Origin of the sequence: Cysteiniphilum sp. JM-1, from assembly GCF_008711525.1 — a bacterium.
In the GTDB taxonomy this organism is placed as follows: domain Bacteria; phylum Pseudomonadota; class Gammaproteobacteria; order Francisellales; family Francisellaceae; genus Caedibacter.
The window spans coordinates 23,146-46,804 of the sequence record NZ_VXKS01000017.1; the positions used below are offsets into that span (position 1 = coordinate 23,146).

At 38.0% G+C, this 23,659-nt stretch carries 24 protein-coding genes and 1 tRNA gene; 18 read left to right on the top strand and 7 right to left on the bottom strand.

The genetic code is table 11. The features are described 5' to 3' along the window. The first annotated feature begins 71 nt into the window (after positions 1 to 71). The 5 genes from F3D68_RS08255 to F3D68_RS08275 are packed head-to-tail and all read left to right on the top strand — an operon-like array spanning position 72 to position 5,680. Positions 72 to 1,010, top strand: a complete 939-nt coding sequence (locus tag F3D68_RS08255; RefSeq protein WP_151193970.1) for an ABC transporter permease — start codon at positions 72 to 74, stop codon at positions 1,008 to 1,010. Positions 1,011 to 1,023: 13 nt separating this feature from the next. Next, a complete protein-coding gene (locus F3D68_RS08260) occupies positions 1,024 to 1,959 on the top strand; it encodes an ABC transporter permease (RefSeq protein WP_151193971.1) in 936 nt (311 codons plus the stop codon). Positions 1,960 to 1,967: 8 nt separating this feature from the next. Next, complete coding sequence (locus F3D68_RS08265) at positions 1,968 to 2,966, top strand: ABC transporter ATP-binding protein (protein ID WP_151193972.1); 999 nt, start codon at positions 1,968 to 1,970, stop codon at positions 2,964 to 2,966. Next, positions 2,959 to 3,954 (top strand): murein tripeptide/oligopeptide ABC transporter ATP binding protein OppF, encoded by a 996-nt coding sequence (oppF, locus tag F3D68_RS08270; protein ID WP_151193973.1) that lies wholly within the window; start codon positions 2,959 to 2,961, stop codon positions 3,952 to 3,954. Before F3D68_RS08265 ends, oppF begins: the two co-directional genes overlap by 8 nt. A 49-nt stretch (positions 3,955 to 4,003) precedes the next feature. Next, complete coding sequence (locus tag F3D68_RS08275) at positions 4,004 to 5,680, top strand: ABC transporter substrate-binding protein (protein WP_151193974.1); 1,677 nt, start codon at positions 4,004 to 4,006, stop codon at positions 5,678 to 5,680. 43 nt (positions 5,681 to 5,723) lie between these two features. Here F3D68_RS08275 and F3D68_RS08280 read toward each other — a convergent pair whose 3' ends face one another. The 3 genes from F3D68_RS08280 to F3D68_RS08290 all read right to left on the bottom strand — a co-directional run bounded on the left by F3D68_RS08280 (position 5,724) and on the right by F3D68_RS08290 (position 9,237). Continuing rightward, on the bottom strand, positions 5,724 to 6,995 hold the full coding sequence (locus F3D68_RS08280; RefSeq protein WP_151193975.1) for a cation:dicarboxylate symporter family transporter: 1,272 nt from the start codon (positions 6,993 to 6,995) through the stop codon (positions 5,724 to 5,726). A gap of 136 nt (positions 6,996 to 7,131) precedes the next feature. Then, the gene (locus F3D68_RS08285) at positions 7,132 to 7,668 is read right to left on the bottom strand and encodes a DUF6622 family protein (protein ID WP_151193976.1); all 537 of its coding nucleotides are present in this window, start codon (positions 7,666 to 7,668) and stop codon (positions 7,132 to 7,134) included. A gap of 27 nt (positions 7,669 to 7,695) precedes the next feature. Continuing rightward, positions 7,696 to 9,237: a thaumatin family protein gene (locus F3D68_RS08290; RefSeq protein ID WP_191092762.1), complete on the bottom strand. Its 1,542-nt coding sequence runs from the start codon at positions 9,235 to 9,237 to the stop codon at positions 7,696 to 7,698. 236 nt (positions 9,238 to 9,473) lie between these two features. Between F3D68_RS08290 and F3D68_RS08295 the strand changes: the two genes are divergently transcribed. Then, positions 9,474 to 9,740: a BrnT family toxin gene (locus tag F3D68_RS08295; protein WP_151193978.1), complete on the top strand. Its 267-nt coding sequence runs from the start codon at positions 9,474 to 9,476 to the stop codon at positions 9,738 to 9,740. After that, the gene (locus F3D68_RS08300) at positions 9,733 to 10,077 is read left to right on the top strand and encodes a hypothetical protein (protein WP_151193979.1); all 345 of its coding nucleotides are present in this window, start codon (positions 9,733 to 9,735) and stop codon (positions 10,075 to 10,077) included. Before F3D68_RS08295 ends, F3D68_RS08300 begins: the two co-directional genes overlap by 8 nt. 37 nt (positions 10,078 to 10,114) lie before the next feature. Here the strand turns inward: F3D68_RS08300 and F3D68_RS08305 are convergent. Then, positions 10,115 to 10,189 (bottom strand) — tRNA-Arg (locus tag F3D68_RS08305). Between the two features lie 428 nt (positions 10,190 to 10,617). Here F3D68_RS08305 and putP point away from each other — a divergent pair. Then, on the top strand, positions 10,618 to 12,078 hold the full coding sequence (gene putP, locus F3D68_RS08310; RefSeq protein ID WP_151193980.1) for a sodium/proline symporter PutP: 1,461 nt from the start codon (positions 10,618 to 10,620) through the stop codon (positions 12,076 to 12,078). A 169-nt stretch (positions 12,079 to 12,247) separates the two neighbouring features. On the opposite strand, the gene F3D68_RS08315 is transcribed toward putP, so the two are convergent. After that, positions 12,248 to 13,018 carry a 7-carboxy-7-deazaguanine synthase QueE gene (locus F3D68_RS08315; protein ID WP_151193981.1) on the bottom strand — a complete coding sequence of 257 codons (771 nt, stop codon included), beginning with the start codon at positions 13,016 to 13,018 and terminating at the stop codon, positions 12,248 to 12,250. After that, positions 13,008 to 13,484, bottom strand: a complete 477-nt coding sequence (locus F3D68_RS08320) for a 6-pyruvoyl trahydropterin synthase family protein (RefSeq protein ID WP_151193982.1) — start codon at positions 13,482 to 13,484, stop codon at positions 13,008 to 13,010. Before F3D68_RS08320 ends, F3D68_RS08315 begins: the two co-directional genes overlap by 11 nt. 95 nt (positions 13,485 to 13,579) lie before the next feature. Between F3D68_RS08320 and F3D68_RS08325 the strand changes: the two genes are divergently transcribed. The 3 genes from F3D68_RS08325 to F3D68_RS08335 all read left to right on the top strand — a co-directional run bounded on the left by F3D68_RS08325 (position 13,580) and on the right by F3D68_RS08335 (position 16,432). Continuing rightward, positions 13,580 to 14,437 carry a 7-cyano-7-deazaguanine synthase gene (locus F3D68_RS08325; RefSeq protein WP_151193983.1) on the top strand — a complete coding sequence of 286 codons (858 nt, stop codon included), beginning with the start codon at positions 13,580 to 13,582 and terminating at the stop codon, positions 14,435 to 14,437. 264 nt (positions 14,438 to 14,701) lie between these two features. Then, positions 14,702 to 15,517: a DUF2797 domain-containing protein gene (locus F3D68_RS08330; RefSeq protein WP_224728272.1), complete on the top strand. Its 816-nt coding sequence runs from the start codon at positions 14,702 to 14,704 to the stop codon at positions 15,515 to 15,517. 30 nt (positions 15,518 to 15,547) lie between these two features. Further along, on the top strand, positions 15,548 to 16,432 hold the full coding sequence (locus F3D68_RS08335) for a TIGR01777 family oxidoreductase (protein WP_151193984.1): 885 nt from the start codon (positions 15,548 to 15,550) through the stop codon (positions 16,430 to 16,432). A 31-nt stretch (positions 16,433 to 16,463) separates the two neighbouring features. On the opposite strand, the gene F3D68_RS08340 is transcribed toward F3D68_RS08335, so the two are convergent. Beyond that, positions 16,464 to 17,051 (bottom strand): hypothetical protein, encoded by a 588-nt coding sequence (locus tag F3D68_RS08340; RefSeq protein WP_151193985.1) that lies wholly within the window; start codon positions 17,049 to 17,051, stop codon positions 16,464 to 16,466. Between the two features lie 205 nt (positions 17,052 to 17,256). Between F3D68_RS08340 and F3D68_RS08345 the strand changes: the two genes are divergently transcribed. The 7 genes from F3D68_RS08345 (at position 17,257) to F3D68_RS08365 (ending at position 23,649) form a co-directional block, all read left to right on the top strand. After that, positions 17,257 to 18,294: an FUSC family protein gene (locus F3D68_RS08345; RefSeq protein ID WP_151193986.1), complete on the top strand. Its 1,038-nt coding sequence runs from the start codon at positions 17,257 to 17,259 to the stop codon at positions 18,292 to 18,294. A 1-nt stretch (position 18,295) separates the two neighbouring features. Continuing rightward, a complete protein-coding gene (locus tag F3D68_RS08350; RefSeq protein ID WP_151193987.1) occupies positions 18,296 to 19,135 on the top strand; it encodes an NlpC/P60 family protein in 840 nt (279 codons plus the stop codon). A gap of 309 nt (positions 19,136 to 19,444) precedes the next feature. Beyond that, a complete protein-coding gene (locus F3D68_RS11275; RefSeq protein ID WP_191092763.1) occupies positions 19,445 to 19,594 on the top strand; it encodes a hypothetical protein in 150 nt (49 codons plus the stop codon). Positions 19,595 to 19,618: 24 nt separating this feature from the next. Further along, a complete protein-coding gene (locus F3D68_RS11280; RefSeq protein ID WP_191092764.1) occupies positions 19,619 to 19,789 on the top strand; it encodes a hypothetical protein in 171 nt (56 codons plus the stop codon). Positions 19,790 to 19,869: 80 nt separating this feature from the next. Then, positions 19,870 to 21,216, top strand: a complete 1,347-nt coding sequence (locus F3D68_RS08355; RefSeq protein ID WP_151193988.1) for a hypothetical protein — start codon at positions 19,870 to 19,872, stop codon at positions 21,214 to 21,216. Between the two features lie 155 nt (positions 21,217 to 21,371). Further along, a complete protein-coding gene (locus F3D68_RS08360; protein ID WP_151193989.1) occupies positions 21,372 to 22,292 on the top strand; it encodes a hypothetical protein in 921 nt (306 codons plus the stop codon). Between the two features lie 121 nt (positions 22,293 to 22,413). Next, positions 22,414 to 23,649: a Fic family protein gene (locus F3D68_RS08365; RefSeq protein ID WP_151193990.1), complete on the top strand. Its 1,236-nt coding sequence runs from the start codon at positions 22,414 to 22,416 to the stop codon at positions 23,647 to 23,649. Positions 23,650 to 23,659: the final 10 nt, after the last annotated feature.

The following is a 23,659-nucleotide window of genomic DNA, read 5'->3' on the forward strand; positions in this document are numbered from 1 at the left end:
CATACGATAGTCATCTAGGAAGTGCATGCTTGTTTATGAGCAAGATGTGTTAAAACAACAAGGGAGAGATAATGTTTGGTTATATTATTCGACGTTTAGGTGGTGCCATCCCCACGTTATTTGTAGTGGTGCTTATTAGTTTTTTGATGGTGCATATGACACCAGGTGACCCATTCGCAACAGAGCGTGCTTTGCCACCTGAAGTCTTAAAGCAATTGCATCACCAATATCATTTAGATTTGCCTTTGTGGAAGCAGTTTTTTTATTACATCAATGATTTGCTGCATGGTAATTTGGGTTACTCCTATAAATACCAAGGACAATCTATTAATCAGTTGGTTTTCCCTGATGGCGGGCAAGGTGGTTTCTGGGTGTCGGTGCAGTTGGGTATATTTAGTATTATTTTGGCAAGTATTTTTGGTATTATCTTTGGCATATTCTCGGCTTTAACACGTAATACAAAACTCGGCTTTGTTGATCATATTATCGGTGTGATCGCGATGCTGTTTATCTCAACACCAATTGTGGTAACAGCGCCCTTGGCGGTGCTTATTTTTGCGGTGATTTTAGGCTTATTCCCAGCAGGTGGCTGGGGGAGTTGGAATGACTTAGTTTTACCAGTCATTGTCTTGGCAATTCCTTATATTGCGATTATCACGCAAATCACAAGAAGTAGCTTGATTGAGATCTTAAGCTCGCCATTTATTCGTACGGCAAAAGCCAAAGGGCTTTCAATGCCGCGCATTGTGTGGAAGCATGCTTTAAAGCCATCATTAATGCCGGTAGTGTCATTCTTAGGTCCGGCAGTGGCTGGTATTTTAACAGGATCAGTAGTCGTTGAAACCGTATTCACCATTCCTGGTATTGGCGTGCAAGTAGTACAAGGGGCAACAAACCGTGATTACAATTTAGTCTTAGCATTAACGATTATCTATAGCTTATTAGTGATCTTATTTAACTTGGTCGTTGATATTGTTTATGCCTTTTTAGATCCAAAAATTCGTTATTAGAGAGAGCTGAAAGATGGCAAAGAGTTTTACGATTGAACAAAAGAAGAATAACGCAAATTTTCTAGAAGAAGTTGCAAACACCTCACATGAGCAAGCTTTTAAAGGGCGTAGTCTTTATTATGACGCTTGGATGCGTTTTAAGAAAAATAAAATTGCGATGATCAGTTTAGTGATATTGCTACTGATTGTCTTAGCAGTTGTGGTGTTACCATGGTTTTCACCATATACCTATGCGTATCAAAATCTACTCGAAGTCTATCAAGCACCTAGTGCAACTCACTGGTTTGGCACGGATAGCTTAGGGCGTGATGTCTTCACACGAGTGATGGTTGGTGGGCGCGTGACCCTTGAAATTGGCTTAGTCGCGACTCTGGTTAGTGTGATTATCGGTACATTAGTTGGTGCCACTGCTGGTTTTTTTGGTGGTAAAATCGATAATATCTTAATGCGTATTGTCGATGTGCTTTATGGCTTACCTTTTATGTTTTTTGCTATTTTATTGGTGACTTTATTTGGTAGAAATTTTGTATTGGTTTTTATTGCTATTGGTGCGGTCAGTTGGCTTGATATGGCACGTGTCGTGCGTGGGCAGACTTTAGGTTTAAAAAGCAAAGAGTTTATTGAAGCTGCTTATGTTTGTGGTGTCAGTGAAAGAGTGATTATCACGCGTCACATCGTTAGAAACCTTATTGGGATCATTGCTGTTTATATTACGCTAACGGTACCGGTTGTGATTATGACGGCAGCATTCTTGAGTTTCTTAGGTCTGGGTGTTCAACCACCAATGACTGATTGGGGTGGATTGATTAGTGATGGCGTACAAGTGATTGCCTTTAATTATTGGTGGGTATTGGTGATTCCGTCGATTTTCTTAACGGTCACCTTACTATGCTTTAATTTCGTCGGTAATGGTTTACGAGATGCGCTTGATCCGCGCGAGCACCGCTAGGAGGAAATATGTCACTATTAGAAGTAAAAGACTTAGAAGTAAAATTTAAAACCAATGATGGATTGGTTAGTGCAGTTAATAAGATTAACTTTAGTTTAGATCAAGGAGAAACCTTAGGAATTGTTGGCGAGTCAGGTTCAGGCAAAAGCCAAACCGTATTGGCATTAATGGGTTTATCGGCTTCCAATGCTGTGATCTCCGGCTCGGCTAAGTTTGATGGCAAAGAGTTGGTTGGTATGTCAACGGGTGCATTAAATAAAATTCGTGGCGATCAAATTTCAATGATTTTCCAAGATCCAATGACCTCACTGAATCCGTATATTACCGTTGAAAAGCAATTATCTGAGACATTGATGATTCATCGCAATTGCTCCAAATCTGAGGCAGCTAAAAAAGCCATAGAGATGCTTGATGCAGTACATATTCCAGATGCTAAGAATCGAGTAAAGCTCTATCCGCATGAGTTCTCAGGGGGGATGCGTCAACGGGTGATGATCGCAATGGCGCTGATGTGTCGCCCGAAACTCTTAATTGCTGATGAACCGACAACGGCATTAGATGTAACGGTGCAAGCGCAGATTCTAAAACTATTAAAAGAGTTGCAAAATGAATTTAACATGGCGACGATCCTAATTACGCATGATATTGGTGTTGTTGCCGGTGCTTGTGATCGTGTGATGGTGATGTATGGTGGATCCCCTGTGGAGTCGGCGAATATTGATGATTTGTTTAAGCATAATCATCATCCGTATACCAAGGGACTCATGGCTGCTACACCACGCGTTGATATCCCAAGTGCACGCTTGCAAGCAATTCCCGGAGAGCCGCCTGATTTATCCAATTTGCCACAGGGTTGCGCTTTTCAGCCACGTTGTGATTTTGCCTCGCAAAATTGTCTGACGCATAAGCCAAAGCTTGAGAATTATGTAAAAAATGCAAAAGATAATAACCATTTAGTCGCATGCTTTTATGCCAAACAACAAATGGAGGCAATGAATCATGCTTAATAATGAGACTGTTTTAAATATAGAAAACCTGAAAGTTCATTTTCCATTGAAAAAATCATGGCCTTGGCAAGAAACACGCTTTGTCAAAGCGGTAGATGGTGTGTCATTTGATGTCAAAAAGGGTGAAACCTTAGGTATCGTGGGTGAGTCAGGTTGTGGTAAATCAACATTGATTCGCGCGGTGGTTGGCTTGGTTAATGCAACTGATGGTAAGGTGGTATGGGCAGGCAAAGACCTAACAGCATTGAAACATAAAAAGTCATGGCAGCCGGTTAGAAAAGAGATTCAAATGATTTTCCAAGATCCATTTGCCTCCCTTAATCCACGTATTACTATTGGTAATATTATTGCCGAACCATTAAAAGTGCATGAGCCTAAGCTATCCAAAGAAGAGCGACGTACACGTGTTGAGCAAATGATGCGTATGGTGGGCTTATCGCCAAAACATATTAATCGTTATCCCCATCAATTCTCAGGGGGGCAGTGTCAGCGTGTGGGTATTGCACGTGCGCTGATTTTAAAGCCATCGATTTTGGTATGTGATGAGCCGGTTAGTGCGCTGGATGTATCGATTCAAGCGCAAGTAGTGAATTTATTAAAAGAGTTGCAACAAACATTAGGCTTGACGATTTTGTTTATTGCACACAATCTAAGTGTGGTTAAGCATATTTCAGATCGCATTATGGTGATGTATTTGGGTAACTTAATGGAAGTGGGTGAGTCAAAAGCATTATGTGATCATCCAACACATCCTTATACCAAAGCGTTATTATCAGCGGTGCCATTGCCAGATCCAGTACTTGAACGTGCTAAAAAAATTCAGATTTTGGAGGGAGATTTGCCCTCACCGATTAATCCACCATCGGGGTGCGTGTTTCGCACACGGTGCCCACTGGCGGATGAAGCGTGTGCCAAAGACAAACCGCAGTTATATGCGTTGTCAGATGAGCGCAAAGCAGCATGTATAAAATTGCAGGTTAAACATTAAACAATAAAACTTAAGAAGCTAAAACAAAATAAGGAGTGCAAGAAGCAATATGAAGGGATCAAAAAAGGTATTGGTATTAGGTTTAACATTGGCATTGGCTGCATTGTCAGGTTGTGGCGGCGGAAGTGGCAACACGCAAGCTGCAAACTCAGATAGTGCACCAAAAGGTAAAGACACCTTGATTGTTGGGGTGGGCACTGGGGTGCCAACCTTAGACCCACAACTTGTCAATGATACCACCTCTTCGCGTGTTGTGGATGATCTTTTTGAAGGATTAACCACAGAGGATCAGGCAAATAAAGCGATTCCAGGTGTTGCCAAATCATGGGATATATCTAAAGATGGTACCGTATATACTTTTCACTTGCGTGATAACGCTAAATGGTCAAATGGCAAACCAGTGACTGCTGAGGATTTTGTTTTCTCATTAAGACGCGCCGTAACACCTGAAACAGCCGCACCTAATAATACCATGCTTAATGTGATCAAAGGTGCGCAAGCGATTATGGATAATAAGGCAAAGGCGGATACTTTGGGCGTTAAAGCGTTAGATGATTCCACACTTCAAATTACCCTAGCGCACCCCTTAGCATACTTCCCCGCAATTTTAGCAAACTCAGTGGCTTATCCTGTCTATCCTCCACTAGTTAAAGAGGATCCAAAAGGTTGGGCACAGGCCGGTAAGATGATTAGCAATGGCGCTTATGAGCTTAAAGAATGGATTCCAAATGGTCATATTTTAGCACTCAAAAACCCGAACTATTGGGATGCATCCAATGTTAAAATCGATAAAGTGCGCTATTTACCAATAAATAGTCCAACGGATGAGCTTAATCGTTATAAAGCAGGGCAGATGGATATCACTTGGACATTGCCCGATGGTTTAAGTGCTGAGCAGTATCGCCAACAGTTTGGTTCACAATTTGTTGATGTGACACAGCTTGGTGGTTACTTCTATTGGTTTAATACCAATGCCGAAGGTGTTGATAAACTGGAAGTGCGTAAAGCACTAACGATGACAGTCAATCGCAAGGCAATTATTGATGCTATTTTAAAAATGGGGCAAACGCCTTTATACAGCATTGTGCCGCAAGGGATCCAAGGTGGTATTTACGATAATATTTATAAAGACGTTCCAAGCTATAGTTGGGTCAATAAACCAATGGCAGAACGTGCGCAAATCGCTAAAGGTCTATTGGAGAAAGCGGGTTATTCTGATATGCATCCACTTGATCTTGTCATTAGTTATAATACCTTGCCAACGCATCAGAAAATTGCCGAAGCGATTACGCAAATGTGGAAGCATGCGTTTGGTGGCATGATTAATGTTAAAGTTCAAAATGAAGAATGGAAGGTTTATCTGCAAACTTTGCAACAACAAAACTACCAAATTGGACGCTTTTCATGGATTGCTGATTTTAATGCGGCAAGTAATTTTGTGGATATGTTTTTATGCAATAGCCCGAATAATAATGCTGGGTTCTGTAATAAAGCGTTAGACAAAGAATATCAGCTGGGTATGTATGCACCAACACAAGCGCAATTTGACTCGCATATGGAAAAGGCGATTGAGCTTGCGATGGCGGGCTATTATTCTTTGCCAATATATAACTACACGTATTTTCGCTTAGTGAAGCCATATATTGGTGGTTATGATCCAGAAAATAACCATATGGATCATGTCTATTCAAAGTGGATGTATTTTAAGGAAGATAAGAAGAGTTAATAAAAACATCCGTAGGGGCGTATTGCATACGCCCCGAGTTATCTTATATTTTGGTTGTTCTATCAGTAATCACTGCTGTTGTCATCACGCCATTGACATTGGTGGCAGTACGCCCCATATCAATAATTGGATCAACGCCTTGCACAAGAGCGATGATATTAAATGGTAACCCAAGCGTTGCAAAGGTAACACCTGCTGCAATAAAGGCGGTTCCAGGGATGCCGGAGACACCTAATGAAGCAATCATATTAATTGCACCGACTAATAGGATGATTTGCCAAGTAATTGGCTCACCCATAATCGTTAAAGTCATGACCACAAGCATTGCCGGATAAATACCCGCACAAGCATTCATACCAATGGTCGCCCCTATACTTGGTGTGAAGTTTGAAACACTTTCAGAGAGTTTTAAGCGATTGCCTAAGGCATCCATGGTTACCGGTAATGTGCCAAAGCTTGAACGTGTGGTAAAAGCAACGAGTAATGCGCGCCAAACATTTTTGTAATAATGAATTGGATTAACACCACTCAAGGTAATCAATATAGTATGCATAATAATAACAATAAGCATAGCAATATACATCGCAGCAATAAAGTTGATCATCTGCATCAAGGTTGTTAATCCGTGATCAAGTGTCATTTGTGTCATCAATGCAAATACACCATAAGGTGTCAGGGCGATAATCATATTGGCAAGCTTTTTGGCAACAAAGAATGCTGAGTGAATAAAGCTAATAAAAGGGGCAGCGATTTCTTTTTCCTGTTGATGAAGCTTTAACGTAGCAAAGCCAATCAAAGCGGCAAAAATAACCACGGCAATGACATTATTATCTGCCATTGCGGTAACAGGATTACTTGGTAACATGCCGGTAATCGTATCCACAAGGTTATGCGATTCAGGGGTGTTTAAAACACCAGAGAATGACATGCCAAAGCCAATATGCATCCATGAGCCGACCAGTCCGCCAATAACTGCACTAATACCAGTAAGAAGAAGAATAATGACAACCGCCTTTGTCACCATTTTAATCAGATAAGATCCTTGATGATGGCGTAGGTTAACAATCGCATGGATAATGGCAGTTAACACCAGTGGGATTATTAACATCTTAAGCAAGCTAATATAGGTATCACTGACTAAATTTAAAAGGCTATGCAGGGTGTCATCACCACTACTTTGATTTAATAGCCGTAAAATAATACCAAAGACAACACCGATGACTAAAGAGGCGACGGCACGAATGTTGAAACTGATTTTATAAAATTGTGCCAGTGCCAATAGGATTAATATCAGCAAAAAAATAGTTGTGATCACGTAGGGGGCTCCGTATGGTTGTAAAATGATAAAGATAATCATTGGATAATAATAGGCGAGTTATTTGACGATAGCAAAACAAACAGTCGATATATTATTTATTAACAGTATAAGAAAAACTGATTAATGAGATGGGCTAGTTATATGTGCTATTGATCGCTTGTTTGGCTTGACGATAGCGCTTGATGTAACCAATTAACCGACCAATAAATAGACCACTGCATATTCCTGAGACACTGAGACTAATAAGACTAAAAGTAAATTGATCAGCAAGCGCGGGTTCCAATGCAAGCTTATAGTTTACGTCATATTTACTGATAAAGATGATGATCAATAATACGAAAGTGAACCAACCACCGTGAAAATGGATAGATTTGTTATTGACGATCACATCATATTTGCCGTTTAAAGCAATAATCAGTCCAACACCAATGCCAATTAGAATGGCAATAATCCAGATGATAATATTGGTTAATGTTAGCGGAAATACACTAATTAAGGTATCAAGTGACAATAAGGTAAAAATAATTGGGATAATGGATAGTTTCGTTAGTGATACCGTGCGTGGCTTAGTCGCTTTGATGCCAATCACAAGGCAGTAAATAAAAATCAGATAAACCCACCATGGGGTATAAATAAGCATATCCCAAAAACTGATTGTCGTTGTATTCATTGAGACTACTCCTTTAACTTATTTTGCTTAGTTGGGTAATCCGTTGGGTGCGGATAAAATTTCAAAAACTAAGGAGGTGTGGCGATCAGCAGAATAGTCAGCAAACCAATCATCATAAGGGTAAGCATAGCCGCGAAAAGCATTGGCATGAATATTGCTAACATAGCTAGAATTGGCGCCAGTTGTACATGTTGCCGGTGTGCCATAACTACCAACGCAACCATATTGATTAAAAATATCGGATGTTGAACCAAAGGCGACACTAGCAACAGATCGTGGACTATAGCAACCCGCAAAGCTTGATGATGATGTCGCAACAAAATTGGTACTGTTGAATTGTGATTGCTGGGCTTTCATGCCGCTATCAATGGTTTGGCATAATTGCTCAAGTGAAATATTTAATGGGTTCAAAGTAGATGCAGGGATTTTTTCATCAAAATAAGCTACCGCTTGGGTGGTATCACCTAGTGCAAAATCATAGGTGAAATAGGTTCCTGCTTGAGGATAGAAGTTATAGCGTGTGTTATAGCCATTGACCATTGAAACATCAATGTTTGCTTGATTATGAATATCAGTAATTGCTGGATAGGTTACCTCTAATAGTGTTGCATACTCACCATATGTTCCATCACTTACATTGCGTGTATTAATACTAGCAATTTGGAAATTATATGAGGAAATACCAGCGTCTGGTATTGAATAATTATAGTTTGATTGACCATTTACTGTGAATGAATTGTTTTGACCACCGCCGGTAACTTTTATGGTAACAGGTAATGTGAGATTATTCATAAAAACAATTTGTCGAGGGGGATACGAGGGAGGTGTTGGTGTTACTTGTGGGGTAATATTTGGTAGTGTCCCAGCTGCATAAGAAACATTAAGCTCATTACCGCTTAGTTGAGGTGTGCTAATCCCTGGACAGCTACCTGATATGCTATTATTTGTCGCCATTGTAAGCTCACAGCCTTGATAAGTTCCATTATCCTTAGGCGTAATAATTTGAAAGCTACCGTCGGTGTCAGTTTGCATTAAAAAAACAGGTTGTGCTAGGCTTTCAACATAAGCAATTAATTTCTGACCTTGATAAACATAGCTTGGAAATGCGGTACCTGAAGGGAAGTCTAAGCGCCAGTAATTGGTTGTTCCTGGTTGTGGGGGGTTAACTTGAATGTTATGTGCTGACACCTGAATGTTATTATTGGATTGATAACTTTGATTATTATAGGTAGCAGTTGCCGATAGTGAGGCTAATAAGTTGGTAGTTGTTGTATTACTGTCTTTTACCGTAAATATGCATTGATTAGCAGTGGTTTGTGTATTAACAATTTGCAGATAGGCGCTAGCATCTCCTGAAATATTCAATGTGCAGTTCGTGATTCCAGTACCCTGAGTGCTTCCAAGATTGGAAAATGTTGCGGTATAAGTGTAGCTTTGGTTGTAATATTGATTGGTCGTGCCAGCAAGTGAGAGTGCAGTGGTTGATGAACCATCTCCACCACACCCTAAAAGGGTCAATGAAAACACACTTACTGCTGATAGAAAGATTACTTGTTTGTTACGAATCATCAAAAACTCCTTGTGCAATGACTTTGTTGGTATAGGCAAGTATGATTCTAGCATCAATTTAAATATTTACGAGGTAAGATTAACAAGGTAGATCACACTGTTTAATGCTTGGTTTCAGCAACAGCTAAGTCCGGCACTGAAGCCAAGGCAAATTATCTTGCTCCACACCAACCCCTATTGATATATACTGAGTATTTACTATAATAACTGCAGATACGAAATAACGGCAGCGTTAAATGTTTGAATGGGATGAAAAGAAAAATAAGCAACTCAAACAAGAAAGACATATTTCATTTGAACAAATTGTTGTAGCAATTGAAAATGGTGATTTATTAGCGATTGATGATAATGTTAATCATCCTAAGCAAAGCATTCTGCGCGTACGTGTTGGTGACTATGTTTACTCTGTTGCCGCAGAACAGCGTAACAACAACCTAAGGTTGATTACCGCTTATGCAGACCGTAAGCAAACTAAACGATTTGGAGGCGATACAAATGCGTAATACATCCCAAAAAAACAACATAAAAGCACTTGATGCTATTGAAGAAACTATTATGCAGGCTGATAGGCATGGGGAATATAAGCCCATCGCAGAGGATGAGTTTAAAAAACGCAAAGCTCAGCTTGAGCAAATGGCTAAGGCGACCATGCAAAAAGTCAGAAAACCAATTTCTTTTAAGCCCGACCCAGCAACGCTTGCAGCCTTTAAAGAAAAAGCTGAGCATGAGGGCTTACCTTACCAGACATTACTTAACTTCTTAATGAAACAATATGTTGATGGGGACTTTAGGCTTGCCATTGTTCACAACCAAGGCACTTCTCATCGTTTGCAAAAGTAACTGATATATAGGTTTCTTTGGTTATTATTTTTATAAATGGTGTCCCGAGCAGGAATCGAACCTGCATCTAGCCCTTAGGAGGGGCTTATTCTATCCGTTGAACTATCAGGACAAAAAGATGAGGTGATGATGCCTGAAAAGGTGAGCATATTCAAGTGGAGTAGTTATATGGAAACATTTAAACATTAATTTTCTTGAGCTAAGCTTGTTTTGGTATTTGCAATTTGTAAAACTTTTCAGTATCCTCGCCCAGAGTTATGTAGAAAAATGTCAGAAATGCGAATGAATACGTTAAAAATACGACTTGTAGCATGGATGACTTTAATTTTTTGGAGGTATCTATGGGATCTGTAGGTTCGTGGGCGGTTGTGTTTGTGCCGTTAGTCGTGATTATTGGTTTGTCATTGGCAAATTACATTAAAAATAAACCTTAAACAATATAATTGAGTACTAAAAAGACACTAGAAGTAAGGGATATAAATACTTTTAGATCGTTTTAGTCAATATGCTGTGTAGATAGTTAAATAAAAGGGGTAGGGGATGACTGTTTTAGTTATTGTATTTGTGCTGTATATCGGCATTATTTTAGGGCTAGGTATTTGCTCATATTTTTACACAAAAAATCTACATGATTATATGCTCGGTGGGCGTTCATTAAGTGGGCCAATTGCCGCTCTAGGAGCTGGCGCTTCTGATATGAGCTCATGGTTGTTACTTGCGTTACCAGGCGCGGTAATGCTCAATGGTCTAAACCAGATCTGGTTGCCGCTTGGCTTATCATTAGGTGCTTACTTAAACTGGCAGTTTGTCGCTAAGCGCTTGCGTATATACACTGAGCTTGCCAATGACTCAATTACGATTCCATCGTATTTTGAAAATCGCTTTATGGAAAAAAGCGGTATGCTGCGCCTGCTCAGTGCGCTAGTGATTTTGATCTTTTTTACTTTCTACACGGCATCAGCATTTGTTGCCGGAGGCTTGTTATTTGGTTCAACCTTTAAAATTGATTACACTACGGGGTTATATATTACCGCGTTAATTATTTTGATTTATACCTGTGTCGGTGGCTTTTTAGCGATCTCATGGATTGATTTTTTCCAAGGGGCTTTGATGTTTATTGCTTTGATTATCGTGCCGGTTACCGTATGGGTGCATATTGGCAGTTTATCTGAGGCATTACAGACAGTGTCCAAACAATCACCGGTATATTTAAATGCTTTTAAAGGTACTAGTATTATTGGGGTATTATCACTCTTTGCTTGGGGCTTAGGTTATTTTGGTCAGCCGCATATTCTGGTGCGTTTTATGGCAACTAAGAGTGCCAAAACCATCCCGCAAGCGCAATTCATCTGTATGACGTGGATGTGCGTGGCACTTATTGGTGCGGTATTTACGGGACTTTTTGGTATTGCGTATTACGCACCACATACGCTTAAAAATCCTGAAACGGTTTTTATAGTGTTAGCAGAAACATTATTTAATCCATGGGTGGCTGGCGTGCTATTAGCAGCAGTTTTATCAGCAACGATGAGTACTGCTTCAGCGCAGCTTTTAGCATCCTCTAGTGCGGTGGTAGAAGACTTTTATCATAAGTTTATTCGTCCAAATGCTAAAGCCAGTGAAATGTTGATTATTAGTCGCATTATCGTCATTGTGATTGCTATTATTGCTGTGTTATTAGCACTTAATCCTAAAAGCTCAATTTTAAATCTTGTTGGTTATGCTTGGGCGGGGTTAGGTGCGTCATTTGGTCCAATTATTGTGTTATCACTTTTCTGGAAACGTATGAATTTAACCGGTGCTTTTTGTGGTATTGTTGTTGGCGCATTCACCGTGATTATCTGGCCTCATTTAAAGACACTAGGAGGTGTTTTTGAGTTATATGAATTGCTACCTGGTTTTATCTTTGCCTGTATTGCTATTTATCTAGGCAGTATCTTAAGCAAAGAACCAAGTGATGCAATTTATGCGAAGCATCAACAAATGCTTGATCATTTATAAGTACCTAAGCAATGGTTTATGGGGCATCATGGATATTCAGCTCAAGCCCGAGCATGGCGCCTCGCAGTCATTCTCGGACTTGATTCGAGAATCCAAAAAAATATCTAATAAACACCTCGCCCCTTGCGGGAGAGGTCGTTGAGCCTAAGCTCAACGGGTGAGGGGAAAATTAAACACCAATTTTATCATCAAAGGCGATAATATGATCGCGACCGGTGAAGTTAAAACCGTGCATAAGGGCGAGATCAATAATTTTGGGATAGGCTTTAATCATTTCCTGACGAGTGCTGCCTGCTGGCATTAAATACACTTTATGCTTTGGAATATTAAGTTTCTTAATCAAAGACTTTATTTCTGTTAGATTCTCATCACTACCATCACACACCGGCTTTAATTGATAGTCATGGTGATAATCAATCATCTGATGCATGGCAGTAAGATTTAAGCGATATTTATTGTGTTGATCAATAAGTTTTTGATCAACAACAGTGCCTTTAGGTGTGCTGATACCTAGCTTTGGAATGCTGTTAGTAAACTTAGGCGACAAGCTTAAAAGATCAATCGGATGATCGGTTTTTATAAAATGTGAACCTTCGGTTTCGAGTGTTACAAATAACTTATGCTCATGTGCTAAATGCATGATCTCATTAATCAGTGTCGGATGCATGGTTGGCGCACCTCCTGTGAGCATGATTTCTTTGACGTCAGGATATGCTTTGATCATGTCGATAATATCGTTAAAACAAAACTTACCTTTATCCGCGTGAATGCTTGAGTACCATGTATCGCACCAACCACCATTCTCACCAAAGTGGCAGCGATGCGTACAACCTGTCGTGCGAATAGCAAATGAGGGGTGTCCACGGCGTGATCCCTCACCTTGTAAGCAAGGGTAAAGCTCAATAATTGGCAGTATTTTATGGTAATCATTAATGCGCATAATCTATCTCAACGGCGCCAAGGTTTTTGTTATTTTCCATTACATCGACACGAAATAAGGTGACACGATTATCACTATGCTGTTGTACTAAAGGATTTAAGGTGTTTAATACAAACTCGGCAATACCCTCACAACTGAAGTACGGCAAGGTGCGTAATTGTAATAATCCTTGTTGCTCCAATGCTTTAAATGTCTCAAGCGCTGGATCTTTTTGTGACAGAACAACGGTGTGATCAAACATATAATGAAACCACTCTTTAGCGGTCATGCCATCAATGGTGTGATTTTTGTCTTTAAGCCAACCAAAATCCCAGACCCAGTTGTGCTGATCGAGTGATTTAGCAGCAAAATGTAAACGAAAAGAAATGGCATAACCATGCAAAAAGCGGCAGTGTGAGTGTTCAGCATTCCACTGGCGAAAGCAAGTGGAAAAGCCATCAAGATATTTTTCAACTCGATAAATCATTATGGTATGATACTTTGAATTTTTGAGCACTATACCATTTGCTGATGCCTTTATAAACTTTTGCGTTGAAATTAGGGAATGATTTGGAGAATAGAATGAGTAATGAAATAAAAAATAATACAAAAAGTATAAAAAGTACAAAGAATAAACATGCAGTATTGTCGCTTTCAGGTGGTATGGATTCATCTTCATTGATGTTGCGTTTACTGGCTGATGGCTATGAGGTGACAGCGATTTCATTTGACTATGGTCAAAAGCATAAAGTAGAGCTAGAGAAAGCGTTGAGTCTTACTGATTACTTAAAACAACAAGGCTTTAAGGTCAAGCATCATATCATCACTATTGATGGTTTATCGCAATTATTACATTCAGCATTGATCAGTGGTGGCGAGGATGTGCCAACAGGGCATTATCACGAGAGTAATATGCGTCTAACCGTTGTGCCAAATCGCAATAAAATATTTAGCTCAATCATTCAAGCCGCAGCATTGTCGATTGCCGAGGCGCAAAATACTGACGTTATTATTGCGATGGGTGTTCATGGTGGCGATCATGCAACCTATCCGGATTGCCGACAATTATTCCGTGATAAAGATTATGATGCCTTTATCGCAGGGAATTGGGATGCTGAAAAAGTCACATATTACTTGCCTTATATCAATAGCAGCAAGACTGATGTGTTACGTGATGGCATGCGCGCTTGTGAGTCACTCGGATTAAAATATGAGGAAGTGTATGAGATGACTTTTACCTCCTATATTCCGGTTGAGCATGACAATACGATTTACAGTGATTATCAATCGGCTTCATCGATTGGGCGCATTGAAGCATTTTTGAACCTAGGGCTTCAGGATCCTGCCGCTTATGCCGATGAGTTGGGGCCTGTGACTTGGCAAACTGTCAAAGCACATGCCCAAAAAACGCTTACTGAGTTTAAAAAGCAAGAAGTTTAAATAAGACAACCACCGCGCTTTAGTAATGATGTATACCGCTAGTACCTCTCTCCTTGCGGGAGAGGTCGTGCAGCGTAAGCTGCGCGGGTGAGGGGGAGTTAAGGGTGTATGCCTTTTGTGTTTTGCAATGGCTTAGACGATGCTTAGCCAACGATGAGGTGGCTTCGACTAACGCTCAGCCAACGGCGGATAGTGCAAGTGATGGATATGTTACTTGAATAAAATGTAAAAAAACAAAAAAACAAAAAACAAAAAGAGTATTGAATGACTGAATATACTTTGCATCTGCAAAAAATGAAAACTTCATTAGATCATGACAATAACGCCTGCTATCAGTTGCAGGATATCAATATGAATGACTTATTGGGTAAAGCAATTAAGCTTGAGTTTTTAAACGAGATAAATTGCGTTGCCTGTGGGCGATTAACCAAAAAAAGCTTTAGTCAGGGCTATTGTTTTCCTTGTGTGCGTAGTTTGCCTGAGTGCGATACGTGTATTATCAAGCCTGAATTATGTCATTTTCATGAGGGGACATGTCGAGATAGTAATTGGGGAGATGAGCACTGTATTAAGCCGCACTTTATATATCTGGCAAATACTGCCAAAGCAAAGGTTGGGATTACGCGCGAGAAAAACACGCCAGCACGTTGGATTGATCAAGGTGCGGTACAAGCTTTGCCGATTATTAAGGTGAGTGAGCGTTTGTTATCAGGATTGATTGAAACCAAGCTTGCGAAACACTTAGCGGATAAAACCAATTGGCAGGCAATGTTAAAGGGGCAGCCTGATGCGATTGATTTGTTATCAATAAAAAATGAAGTGCTCCTGAAAGAGCAGGATTTTATTGAATCACTTAAAACACAATATGGCACACAGTCAATTGAACTGATGAATAATGAAGTGATTGATATTCATTATCCTGTGCTTTCATATCCGCAAAAAGTTAGCTCTCATAATCTTGATAAAAATCCATTGGCTGAAGGCACACTATTGGGTATTAAGGGGCAATATATTATCTTAGATACAGGGGTGATGAATGTGCGTAAGTTTGCCGGATATAAATGCCAATTGGTGGTGTAATTAACAATAACCTAAATTCAAGGAGGAAAAATGAAAATTTTACTAGCAGGAGGATCAGGGTTTATTGGTCAAAACCTTGTTCATCATCTTAAAAAACGAGGCTATTGGGTGTCATTATTAAGTCGTCAAATGCAAACAATCGAGGGTTTTGATGAATGTATTACATGGCAGAACCTCACGACGATAAAAATTACACAATTTGACGTAGTGATTAATTTATGTGGATTTGGTATTGGGGAGCAGCGTTGGCGCAAATCAATAAAAGACAAAATAATAAACAGTCGGGTTGAACCAACTGAGCGCCTGATTAAACTCATCGCTGATCATGATGTGTGGTTGATTAATGCCAGTGCGATTGGCTTTTATCCCTTCTCTGTTAAAGAACAGGATGAAACACAGATTATCCAAAGAACGAAAGCAAATAGCGGCTTTTGTCAATATGTTGTGAATCAGTGGGAGGCGGTGGTCAATCGCGCGCGTTTACGCCGCAAAACCATTGTGCGCTTTGGTGTCGTGCTTGGTAAAGGTGGCATGCTTGACAAGCTTTTACCAACAGCCAAAAAGGGATTGGGTGCCATAATTGGCAATGGTCAGCAAATGATGTCATGGGTACATATTGATGACCTGTGTCGGGCAATGGTTTTTATCCTTGAGCAAAAGTGTATAAATACTAATATCAATATTACTTCGGGTAATGCCTGTAGCCAGAGAGCGTTTATTAAGGCGTTGGCAAAAACACTTAACAAACCGTGCTACTTAGTCTTACCGCAATGGTTGATAAGATTAATGTTTGGACAAATGGGTAAGGAACTGCTGCTTTCATCACATAATATCTCGGCGAAATACTTACAAGAAAAAGGGTTTATGTTTGAATATCCATATATTGAGATGGCGTTGATAGATTTGTTGGAATGACTTTTTAGTTTTTTATCGCAATATAAAGTAACTATTTAGTTAAATGTTGTAAAACAGTAAAGACAAAGCTTGAGTTTAATGCACAAACAGAGGCGATGATATGTGCAAATGTCCGTCCAAGATGTCCCTCTTGTCCTTCACCAATTTTAATCAGCATGGTTGTACCTTTAATAAGAGCAGCAATTCCAATAATCGCAAGGCAAACAAGCAGTACCTGCATCATCTGCTGAGATTGTTGCGATGAAAAGTGATTAATAAAATCACAGATATGGGCTTTAGCAGATGGTGTGTTATAGCTATCGATATTAAGGCATTGGGCGTATGTTTTTTCATAATTACCAACACCAAAAAAGGTGCCAGAAATCAACTTTACAAAACTAGGTAGCGCAATAAGACAAGTCCCGGAGACAAAGTAGAGCATTGTCGAAAGTGGTGAAAAGCGAAAATAGCCTTGTTGTGGATTAGATAAGTGTTTTAAACGCACGAATGCCATAATAAGCAGCACAATGCCAGACATCGCAGCAAAGGTATATAAAAAGCCAGATAATGGCGCAAGCTCTTTAAGTAAATGTGCTAATTCATCAAATCCTGTTGTTCCTGCGGGGGTGTCATTGAGCATGATTTTCGTCCATTATGCTTATAAATGAAGACATCATATAAGACTGAAAATCTCAAACCATACGTAATTTGCGTATTACAATTTTTGTGACAAATATATAGAGTAAATTGACACACCAACTAGCGTATACACAATTAATACCTTATAGTTAACAACCGATCTTAATCCCTTGTTATAGTTTGTTTTTAGGCAGGTTAATAAATTGATGAAAGCAGTAAAATTAAACCATTTTTTCACAAACACATTTGAGGCGCACATCAATGCAGCGATTGCAATTAGCGTTATTGCAATATTTGCAATACTTCAGGTGATCATTAAGCCGCATAATTTATATATTCTAAGCTCGATATTGAGTGTGATGCTCATTAATGTATACATGGTGAAGCTATTTGGAAGTCATATCCGCATTAAGCTCATTTATAGTGTTATCGTTGGTTTTTCTTTTGGTTTTTTCGGATTTTTAGCATCATTTTTATATTTCTATAATATTTATGCATATACCCTAGTATTAGTATTGTTGCTTATTATAGTTGCTTACTTTAAGGATGAACCGCCTCATGTTAGTGTTGGTATTTTGCTTTCTACCAATGTCTATATTATCTACGCCGGTTTAGCAGGTGATATAAAAGTTGCGGCAATAACAGGTGGAATGACCTTTGTCGCAGCGCTCATATTCACACTACTTTTGTGGATTCAAGTAACCATTTTCCCGCCATCGCGCTATCGAAAGATGCCCGAGCAAAAAGTTTTTTTAATGCCAAAGGTTATTTTTACACGTGGGCATTTACGTTATGCCATGCAGCTAGTTGTCAGTGTTGTTATTGCTAATAGTATTTCATATTACTATCATTTACCATTTGGTTATTGGTTGCCTATGACAGTATATTTAATGTATAAAAATAGTCACTTAATGACTATGCAAACTGTTAAACACCGATTTATGGGGACGATTTTTGGCTGTATCATCGCATTTTCAGCTATTCACTTCATTGACTCATTATGGCTATTAACAGTATTACTCTTGCTATGTTGCTATATATACGTCATCAGCCTTGGACAGCATTATGGAAGTTATACATTTTTCTTTACCTTTGCAGTTATTTTGGTTTTGGCTTTAGGCAATCATGCATGGCTAAACACCTCGGTATTGTCACGTTTAGGTCTGACTGTTTTGGGTTTGGTGATTGTGCTTGCCACTGTTGCTGTGAGTTATTTTTTAGACAAGCGTTATCCAGAGCATTAATATGAATAAATATAAATTATTGCAGCATCACATAAATCAAATTTTATTTAACAGAAATGAAAATAAGCTTGTTAATCATGTTGATGCGATATTAAAGATAGATAAAAAATATTGTTATCAAGCCCTTAATGACAATATTCTGCTTAAATATATTGAAAATCACTCAAAAGATAAAGCCAAAAAAACAATCATTATTGCTGCATTGTTATCTTGCTTGCTTCAATGGTATCGAGGGACACAAAAAGAGATAGTTCAATTACTCTCAAGTAAACAGAATACTCAACTGCCTTATGGTTTTTTACCTGCCAACTGTTGGGATGCTGTTTATCTAGCAATATTTTATTTGGAGCTAAAGCTTAAGAAATACTCATTTGCAAGTATTATATATAACCAAAGACTTGTAGAGCTTATGGATATATCCAAGCTTGAGGCAAATTCACCGATGTATTTTTTATCATCTAGTTTCTCCTCTGAATATAGTGAGGTATATGATGAATCAAAGATTGATCATTATAGTGTTGGCAGCATAATTATTTTGAACAAAAGAGGAGATTTTTGCCATGTTGGTTTCTATCTTGGTTCTGGTATGATCTTTCATCATTGGTTAGATAATGGCTTTAAGATTGACTCAATTAAGCACTTGCTGTGGCATAACGCCTTAGATCAAGACGTTCGGATTTTAAGCTTGGATAATATGGAATTGATGTTAATGCATAAGTGCTTAAAAGATTTCTTAAAGGAAGGTATTGGTGAGGGAAAGGTTCAAAAGCCTAGGCTAACCATGATGCAGCAAAAAAGTTGTATAAGTAACTTATCAAAAGTAAGCAGTTTGGAAAAATAGTGTAATATTTACTGCCACGTATTGGCTATGACCATATTCCTGCCCACTTTGATTGTGTAAGCGGTGGCTGAGCGTAAGTCGAAGCCTTTGTGAAGTATGATTTTCCCAAGTTACCCACTTCGACTGATGCTCAGTGCATCGCTTCGACTTACGCTCAGGGTACGGTGAGCACTTGTGGGTGAGCATTTAGTCTTAGCCTACGTATTCTACGTATTCAGATTTTTTGGCAATCACATATGCTGATGCTATGAAAGTAGCTTTTATCATTATAAAAATAAAAGCAAATTATTAATGGATACGGAGAATATTATGAGTAGATCTAGATTTTATAAATGGATTAATGCGGCATTGATCACAGGCTTTGTTGCAGCTTTAGTGGTTATTAGCCTGCATGGTGCTAAAAATGCAGGAAAGATGCAAATACTCAATGCTCAGCAACATATTACAACTGTTTCTTAGTGTTTGCTGTGGAGTAAATGAGTTATGAATCAGAGTAATAAAAATTATCATAATGCAATCAATAAGCCTCATCAGTTATTTAAAGATAATGATCAGCGTCAATATAAATACTGGCTTGATTTTAAGTATTTGCAAAAAGGACCTGATGCAGAGAGTAATCTGACTCACTTTATGAGTAATGGGTTTGATAGATAGGGTTTGTTATAAACAAAAATGACGAATCAGTAAAACGAAATCATCATAAGTGGTGAGTTTTGAATCTCTTAGTGAGGGGTATGATGCTAGAAGATATTTGTAATAAGAATGGTCAAGTTGTTATTGGTGCAAACTCAATTTTTTTAGACTCGTTGATGTCTTTATCTCAAGAGTTAGGTTTTAACTTAAAGGTGCTTCCAGTCACTATTGAGAACCAAACATGGTGGTTGCGGGATGTATTATTACCTATTAAAAATAAGATTTACACACAAAATATAAATGGGGACTATAAGCAACAAAGAGATGAAATATTGAGTTATATTACACACAGTGAAAGAGGTTATTATAAATATTCAAATCGACAATTACACACAGCACAAACCAAAACAACAGACTTTGAAACTGTGGGTGAAGCAAAAGTTTCAAAATTAGATCGCGTTGTTCTCGAAGGGGGAAATGTTTTTTCAGCAGTTAACAAAGAGGGTAAAAATTTTATCATAATTGGTGAAAATGCGGTTCTTGATACTTGTGCATATTTATTAAAGTCAAACCCAGATTTATCTGAAATCAACCTCCCTAAATCAAACTTTTATATAAATAATAAGTTTGATGAAAAATTCATCAAACTTAGAGCATATGCCAAGGAACTAATTGCAAACTCTCTTGGTATAAACAAAGAAGATATAATTATTTTGCCCCAATGGACTTATCATTTGGATCTTCAAATGTCTTATTTAGGAAAATCGCAATTTATTATAAATACGTTTGAAGTTCCATCAGATATTGACTATGAAGACGGTCTTCAAGATTACTTTGGTTATGATCCAGGTCTCCGTGCTCCAAAAGACGTTGGACTTGCTGAAAAAATAAAAGATACCTTTGATAAGCTGAATGAGCAATACGGTAAATCCATTATTGAAGTTATACAAAATAAATTAATCAAAAGAGGGTTTGAAGTATCATTGGTTCTTGGTAGCACATTTTATAATAATCGCAAACAAGACAGCTCACTCAACCAAGTTGACTCACCATATTGTAGAGATTCTCGTGATTTAGGAGCAACAGCATTACTTATGAATGGTATCACTGTGTTTTCTCCTATTTTAAATAAAAGAGTTTTCATCACAGCCAATGCCGTTACACAAGAAAGTGGTGTGTATGAAACATTTAAAAAGCAACTTGAAAAATTAGACGTAGAGTTAAGGTTAGTTGATATTAATAAGGATCATGGATTGAAAATTACTATTAATTCGGATAAGAGCAAAACCTTAGATTTTGTTAGGAGTTATGAAGGGTCCGTACGTTGCCAAACTGTGATCCTAAACTCCGGGACTTCATGTCACTCTGAACCTCCATTATTAATTCATAATAAGATGCTAGCCCCCAACTCTGGACCCTGTCAGGATGTCAAGGTCGGTTATTTATAGGACATCGTAAAAACAAATTATTAATAGATATGCAGAATATTATGAGTCAATGATCTGGATTTTATAAATGAAGTTCTACAGAAAGAATATGTGGGTTGACCGTGGGTTAACTATATAACAATTTAGAAGTAATCAATATAAAAGAGGAAAGCAGTATGGAATCACAATCGAAATCAAAAAACATGACCAGCATGGCTGGAAAAGAAAATATATTAATACCAAAAATTACCCACAAGGAGTTAGGGGAAGGTGGCGAGATATATCGAGATATTACAGTGATAAATGGATATCCTTTTTATTGCTCTAGTGGTCAAAGCTCATATATGGCAAATACTTGGTTTCCATTTTGTGGAATTAATCCAGATGGTACTTTTATCAAACCTTGTGGACTGTATACTCAAGGGTTATCGCAGATGATAAAGTTTCTAGGAGCTGAATTTATTGGTGGCAAGAAATATATGAATAATATCAAAGATACCAAACTTCCACGATTTGGCAATATAGAAACAGCTTATATCTCTTATGCATTGGGTGGTGGTTTTTGGAGTGATAGTGAATCTTTTAGTGCAGATCTATGTAAAAAATTCACTGAATATTTTAAAGACAAGTTTCCTTTTTTAATAGATACCCAAATATCTGTCAGCCCCTTTAGTCAATTTACAACGGAAGATTCTAAAAAAGTAAACGATTGGCTTAAAGAGCAAGGCGCTAATTTGAACGGACAATTTACAATATTCGATCCAGCATTTGCTAAATTAGATAATTTGAATAAAGAGCTAGGAAAACCAGCGGCTTATATTAAAACAGTTAGCGAAGGTAATACTCTAGTTAATAAAAAGTCATTAAGTGAGCTGCAAGTTATGTTTGGCAAAGATGCTTTAGTTAATACTGGAGCAGGTATAACCCATGGGCGCGGTGATAATGAAGTACATATTCCCGTATTAAACATCGTGACAAACAATACAGAAAATAACACTAAAGATGAATTGAAGGATAAGCCAAAAGTCAGTCTAGTAACTATGTTTCGTGGTAATAAACCTGATGATGGAAATTCAACACCTAGCAATCAGTTTTAGCGAGTTGATGTATCTACTCAATTTGGAAGATTATCACTGTGTCTTGAAAAAATTGTCTATGGCAATAAGAATTGACCGTTCACGGTCATGCGAATACACAACTAGCTAAAAAGGGACTGCTATGCCAGTATTTTTAAATATCTCAGGTTATAAAAAAAAGCAAGATGATAGTATTATTTATGAGGACGAATGTATTGAATGTAAAAGCTATGATTATTTTTATGCTAAATTAGTATCTTTTTTGAAAGAAGAGGCTCTATATCGTGGAGAAATCAAAGAATTTGAAGTAAAAAATATAAATACTGAAGGAAGCGAAACCATCACTTTCAGAGACATGAAAGATCACTTAAATATAATTAGAGCACATCCAGATAAATATGAGATTTTTCCTATAATTGATGGTCAAGGATTAAGTGCTGATGAATTATTTTACAGCCTTAGGCACGGTGGAACTAAAGCAAAACCAAATCGGAAAAGTCTTGAAACAGCTAATGGTAAGGGGACATATGTTGCTGGTGAATTAGAAGATCATCTAGTTACAAAAGTAAGTAGTGTATTTACAACAGTATTAACAACTCAAGGATTGACTGAAAGTTTAATTAAGCAGATTAATAAATATTTACAGTTAGATAATGCTATCAATAGGGAAGATCCATTAAATCCTGGAATCTATAGAGTCAGTAAAAAAAACTATGGTATTAAAGCAGCTAATATTGGCGCAGCCATGTCAACGTTTATTGTAAGGTATCGTGATATTATGGGCGCTATTAAACCGATTAATTTAAAATCAGAAGATGCAGGTGAGCAGTTAAAACAAATAGTTTCATTAGCTGCAAAAATGCATACTGATTTAGTTAAAATACATCCTTTTGATAATTGTAATGGTAAGGTTGCTAGAGTTTTGGTTAATTTATTACTAGATAATGCAGAGCTTGGTTTTGCGCCAATTAATCATTGGTCAAATGCTTATAAATACGCAGCAAATGAAGCTGCTAAGGAAGGGAGTTATGGATTGCTTGAGCGATGTATCTTGGAAGCAATTGTATATGATGGTCAATATGCACATGATTATGTTACAGAAATGCAAAAAAGTGCTGAAGTTGATAATGAAGGAGAGCTTAAGATTAGTTCTGATAGCTATCACTTTTTACCAGTACATCACAAAAGAAATGCTGTTATATTGGGAGAGATAGCATTACCTTCAAATAGTGGGACGGTTACATTTAAAGGGCATAAAAGAAGTAATGAGATACTATCTGAACCAGAGTTTAAATCTGATATTGATATTATTTTTTTGAAGGGTCATAAACGTACAAAGGCTATGATAGAGCCTGATGTTAACGTTTTGCAGTGGTAAAGACAAATAG

Bases quoted from the DNA above. Each gene is read 5' to 3' on its own strand.
- F3D68_RS08255 (WP_151193970.1), top strand. From the start codon at position 72: ATGTTTGGTTATATTATTCGACGTTTAGGTGGTGCCATCCCCACGTTA.
- F3D68_RS08260 (WP_151193971.1), top strand. From the start codon at position 1,024: ATGGCAAAGAGTTTTACGATTGAACAAAAGAAGAATAACGCAAATTTT.
- F3D68_RS08265 (WP_151193972.1), top strand. From the start codon at position 1,968: ATGTCACTATTAGAAGTAAAAGACTTAGAAGTAAAATTTAAAACCAAT.
- oppF (WP_151193973.1), top strand. From the start codon at position 2,959: ATGCTTAATAATGAGACTGTTTTAAATATAGAAAACCTGAAAGTTCAT.
- F3D68_RS08275 (WP_151193974.1), top strand. From the start codon at position 4,004: ATGAAGGGATCAAAAAAGGTATTGGTATTAGGTTTAACATTGGCATTG.
- F3D68_RS08285 (WP_151193976.1), bottom strand. From the start codon at position 7,668: ATGAATACAACGACAATCAGTTTTTGGGATATGCTTATTTATACCCCA.
- F3D68_RS08290 (WP_191092762.1), bottom strand. From the start codon at position 9,237: ATGATTCGTAACAAACAAGTAATCTTTCTATCAGCAGTAAGTGTGTTT.
- F3D68_RS08295 (WP_151193978.1), top strand. From the start codon at position 9,474: ATGTTTGAATGGGATGAAAAGAAAAATAAGCAACTCAAACAAGAAAGA.
- F3D68_RS08300 (WP_151193979.1), top strand. From the start codon at position 9,733: ATGCGTAATACATCCCAAAAAAACAACATAAAAGCACTTGATGCTATT.
- putP (WP_151193980.1), top strand. From the start codon at position 10,618: ATGACTGTTTTAGTTATTGTATTTGTGCTGTATATCGGCATTATTTTA.
- F3D68_RS08315 (WP_151193981.1), bottom strand. From the start codon at position 13,018: ATGCGCATTAATGATTACCATAAAATACTGCCAATTATTGAGCTTTAC.
- F3D68_RS08320 (WP_151193982.1), bottom strand. From the start codon at position 13,484: ATGATTTATCGAGTTGAAAAATATCTTGATGGCTTTTCCACTTGCTTT.
- F3D68_RS08325 (WP_151193983.1), top strand. From the start codon at position 13,580: ATGAGTAATGAAATAAAAAATAATACAAAAAGTATAAAAAGTACAAAG.
- F3D68_RS08330 (WP_224728272.1), top strand. From the start codon at position 14,702: ATGACTGAATATACTTTGCATCTGCAAAAAATGAAAACTTCATTAGAT.
- F3D68_RS08335 (WP_151193984.1), top strand. From the start codon at position 15,548: ATGAAAATTTTACTAGCAGGAGGATCAGGGTTTATTGGTCAAAACCTT.
- F3D68_RS08340 (WP_151193985.1), bottom strand. From the start codon at position 17,051: ATGCTCAATGACACCCCCGCAGGAACAACAGGATTTGATGAATTAGCA.
- F3D68_RS08345 (WP_151193986.1), top strand. From the start codon at position 17,257: ATGAAAGCAGTAAAATTAAACCATTTTTTCACAAACACATTTGAGGCG.
- F3D68_RS08350 (WP_151193987.1), top strand. From the start codon at position 18,296: ATGAATAAATATAAATTATTGCAGCATCACATAAATCAAATTTTATTT.
- F3D68_RS11275 (WP_191092763.1), top strand. From the start codon at position 19,445: ATGAGTAGATCTAGATTTTATAAATGGATTAATGCGGCATTGATCACA.
- F3D68_RS11280 (WP_191092764.1), top strand. From the start codon at position 19,619: ATGAATCAGAGTAATAAAAATTATCATAATGCAATCAATAAGCCTCAT.
- F3D68_RS08355 (WP_151193988.1), top strand. From the start codon at position 19,870: ATGATGCTAGAAGATATTTGTAATAAGAATGGTCAAGTTGTTATTGGT.
- F3D68_RS08360 (WP_151193989.1), top strand. From the start codon at position 21,372: ATGGAATCACAATCGAAATCAAAAAACATGACCAGCATGGCTGGAAAA.
- F3D68_RS08365 (WP_151193990.1), top strand. From the start codon at position 22,414: ATGCCAGTATTTTTAAATATCTCAGGTTATAAAAAAAAGCAAGATGAT.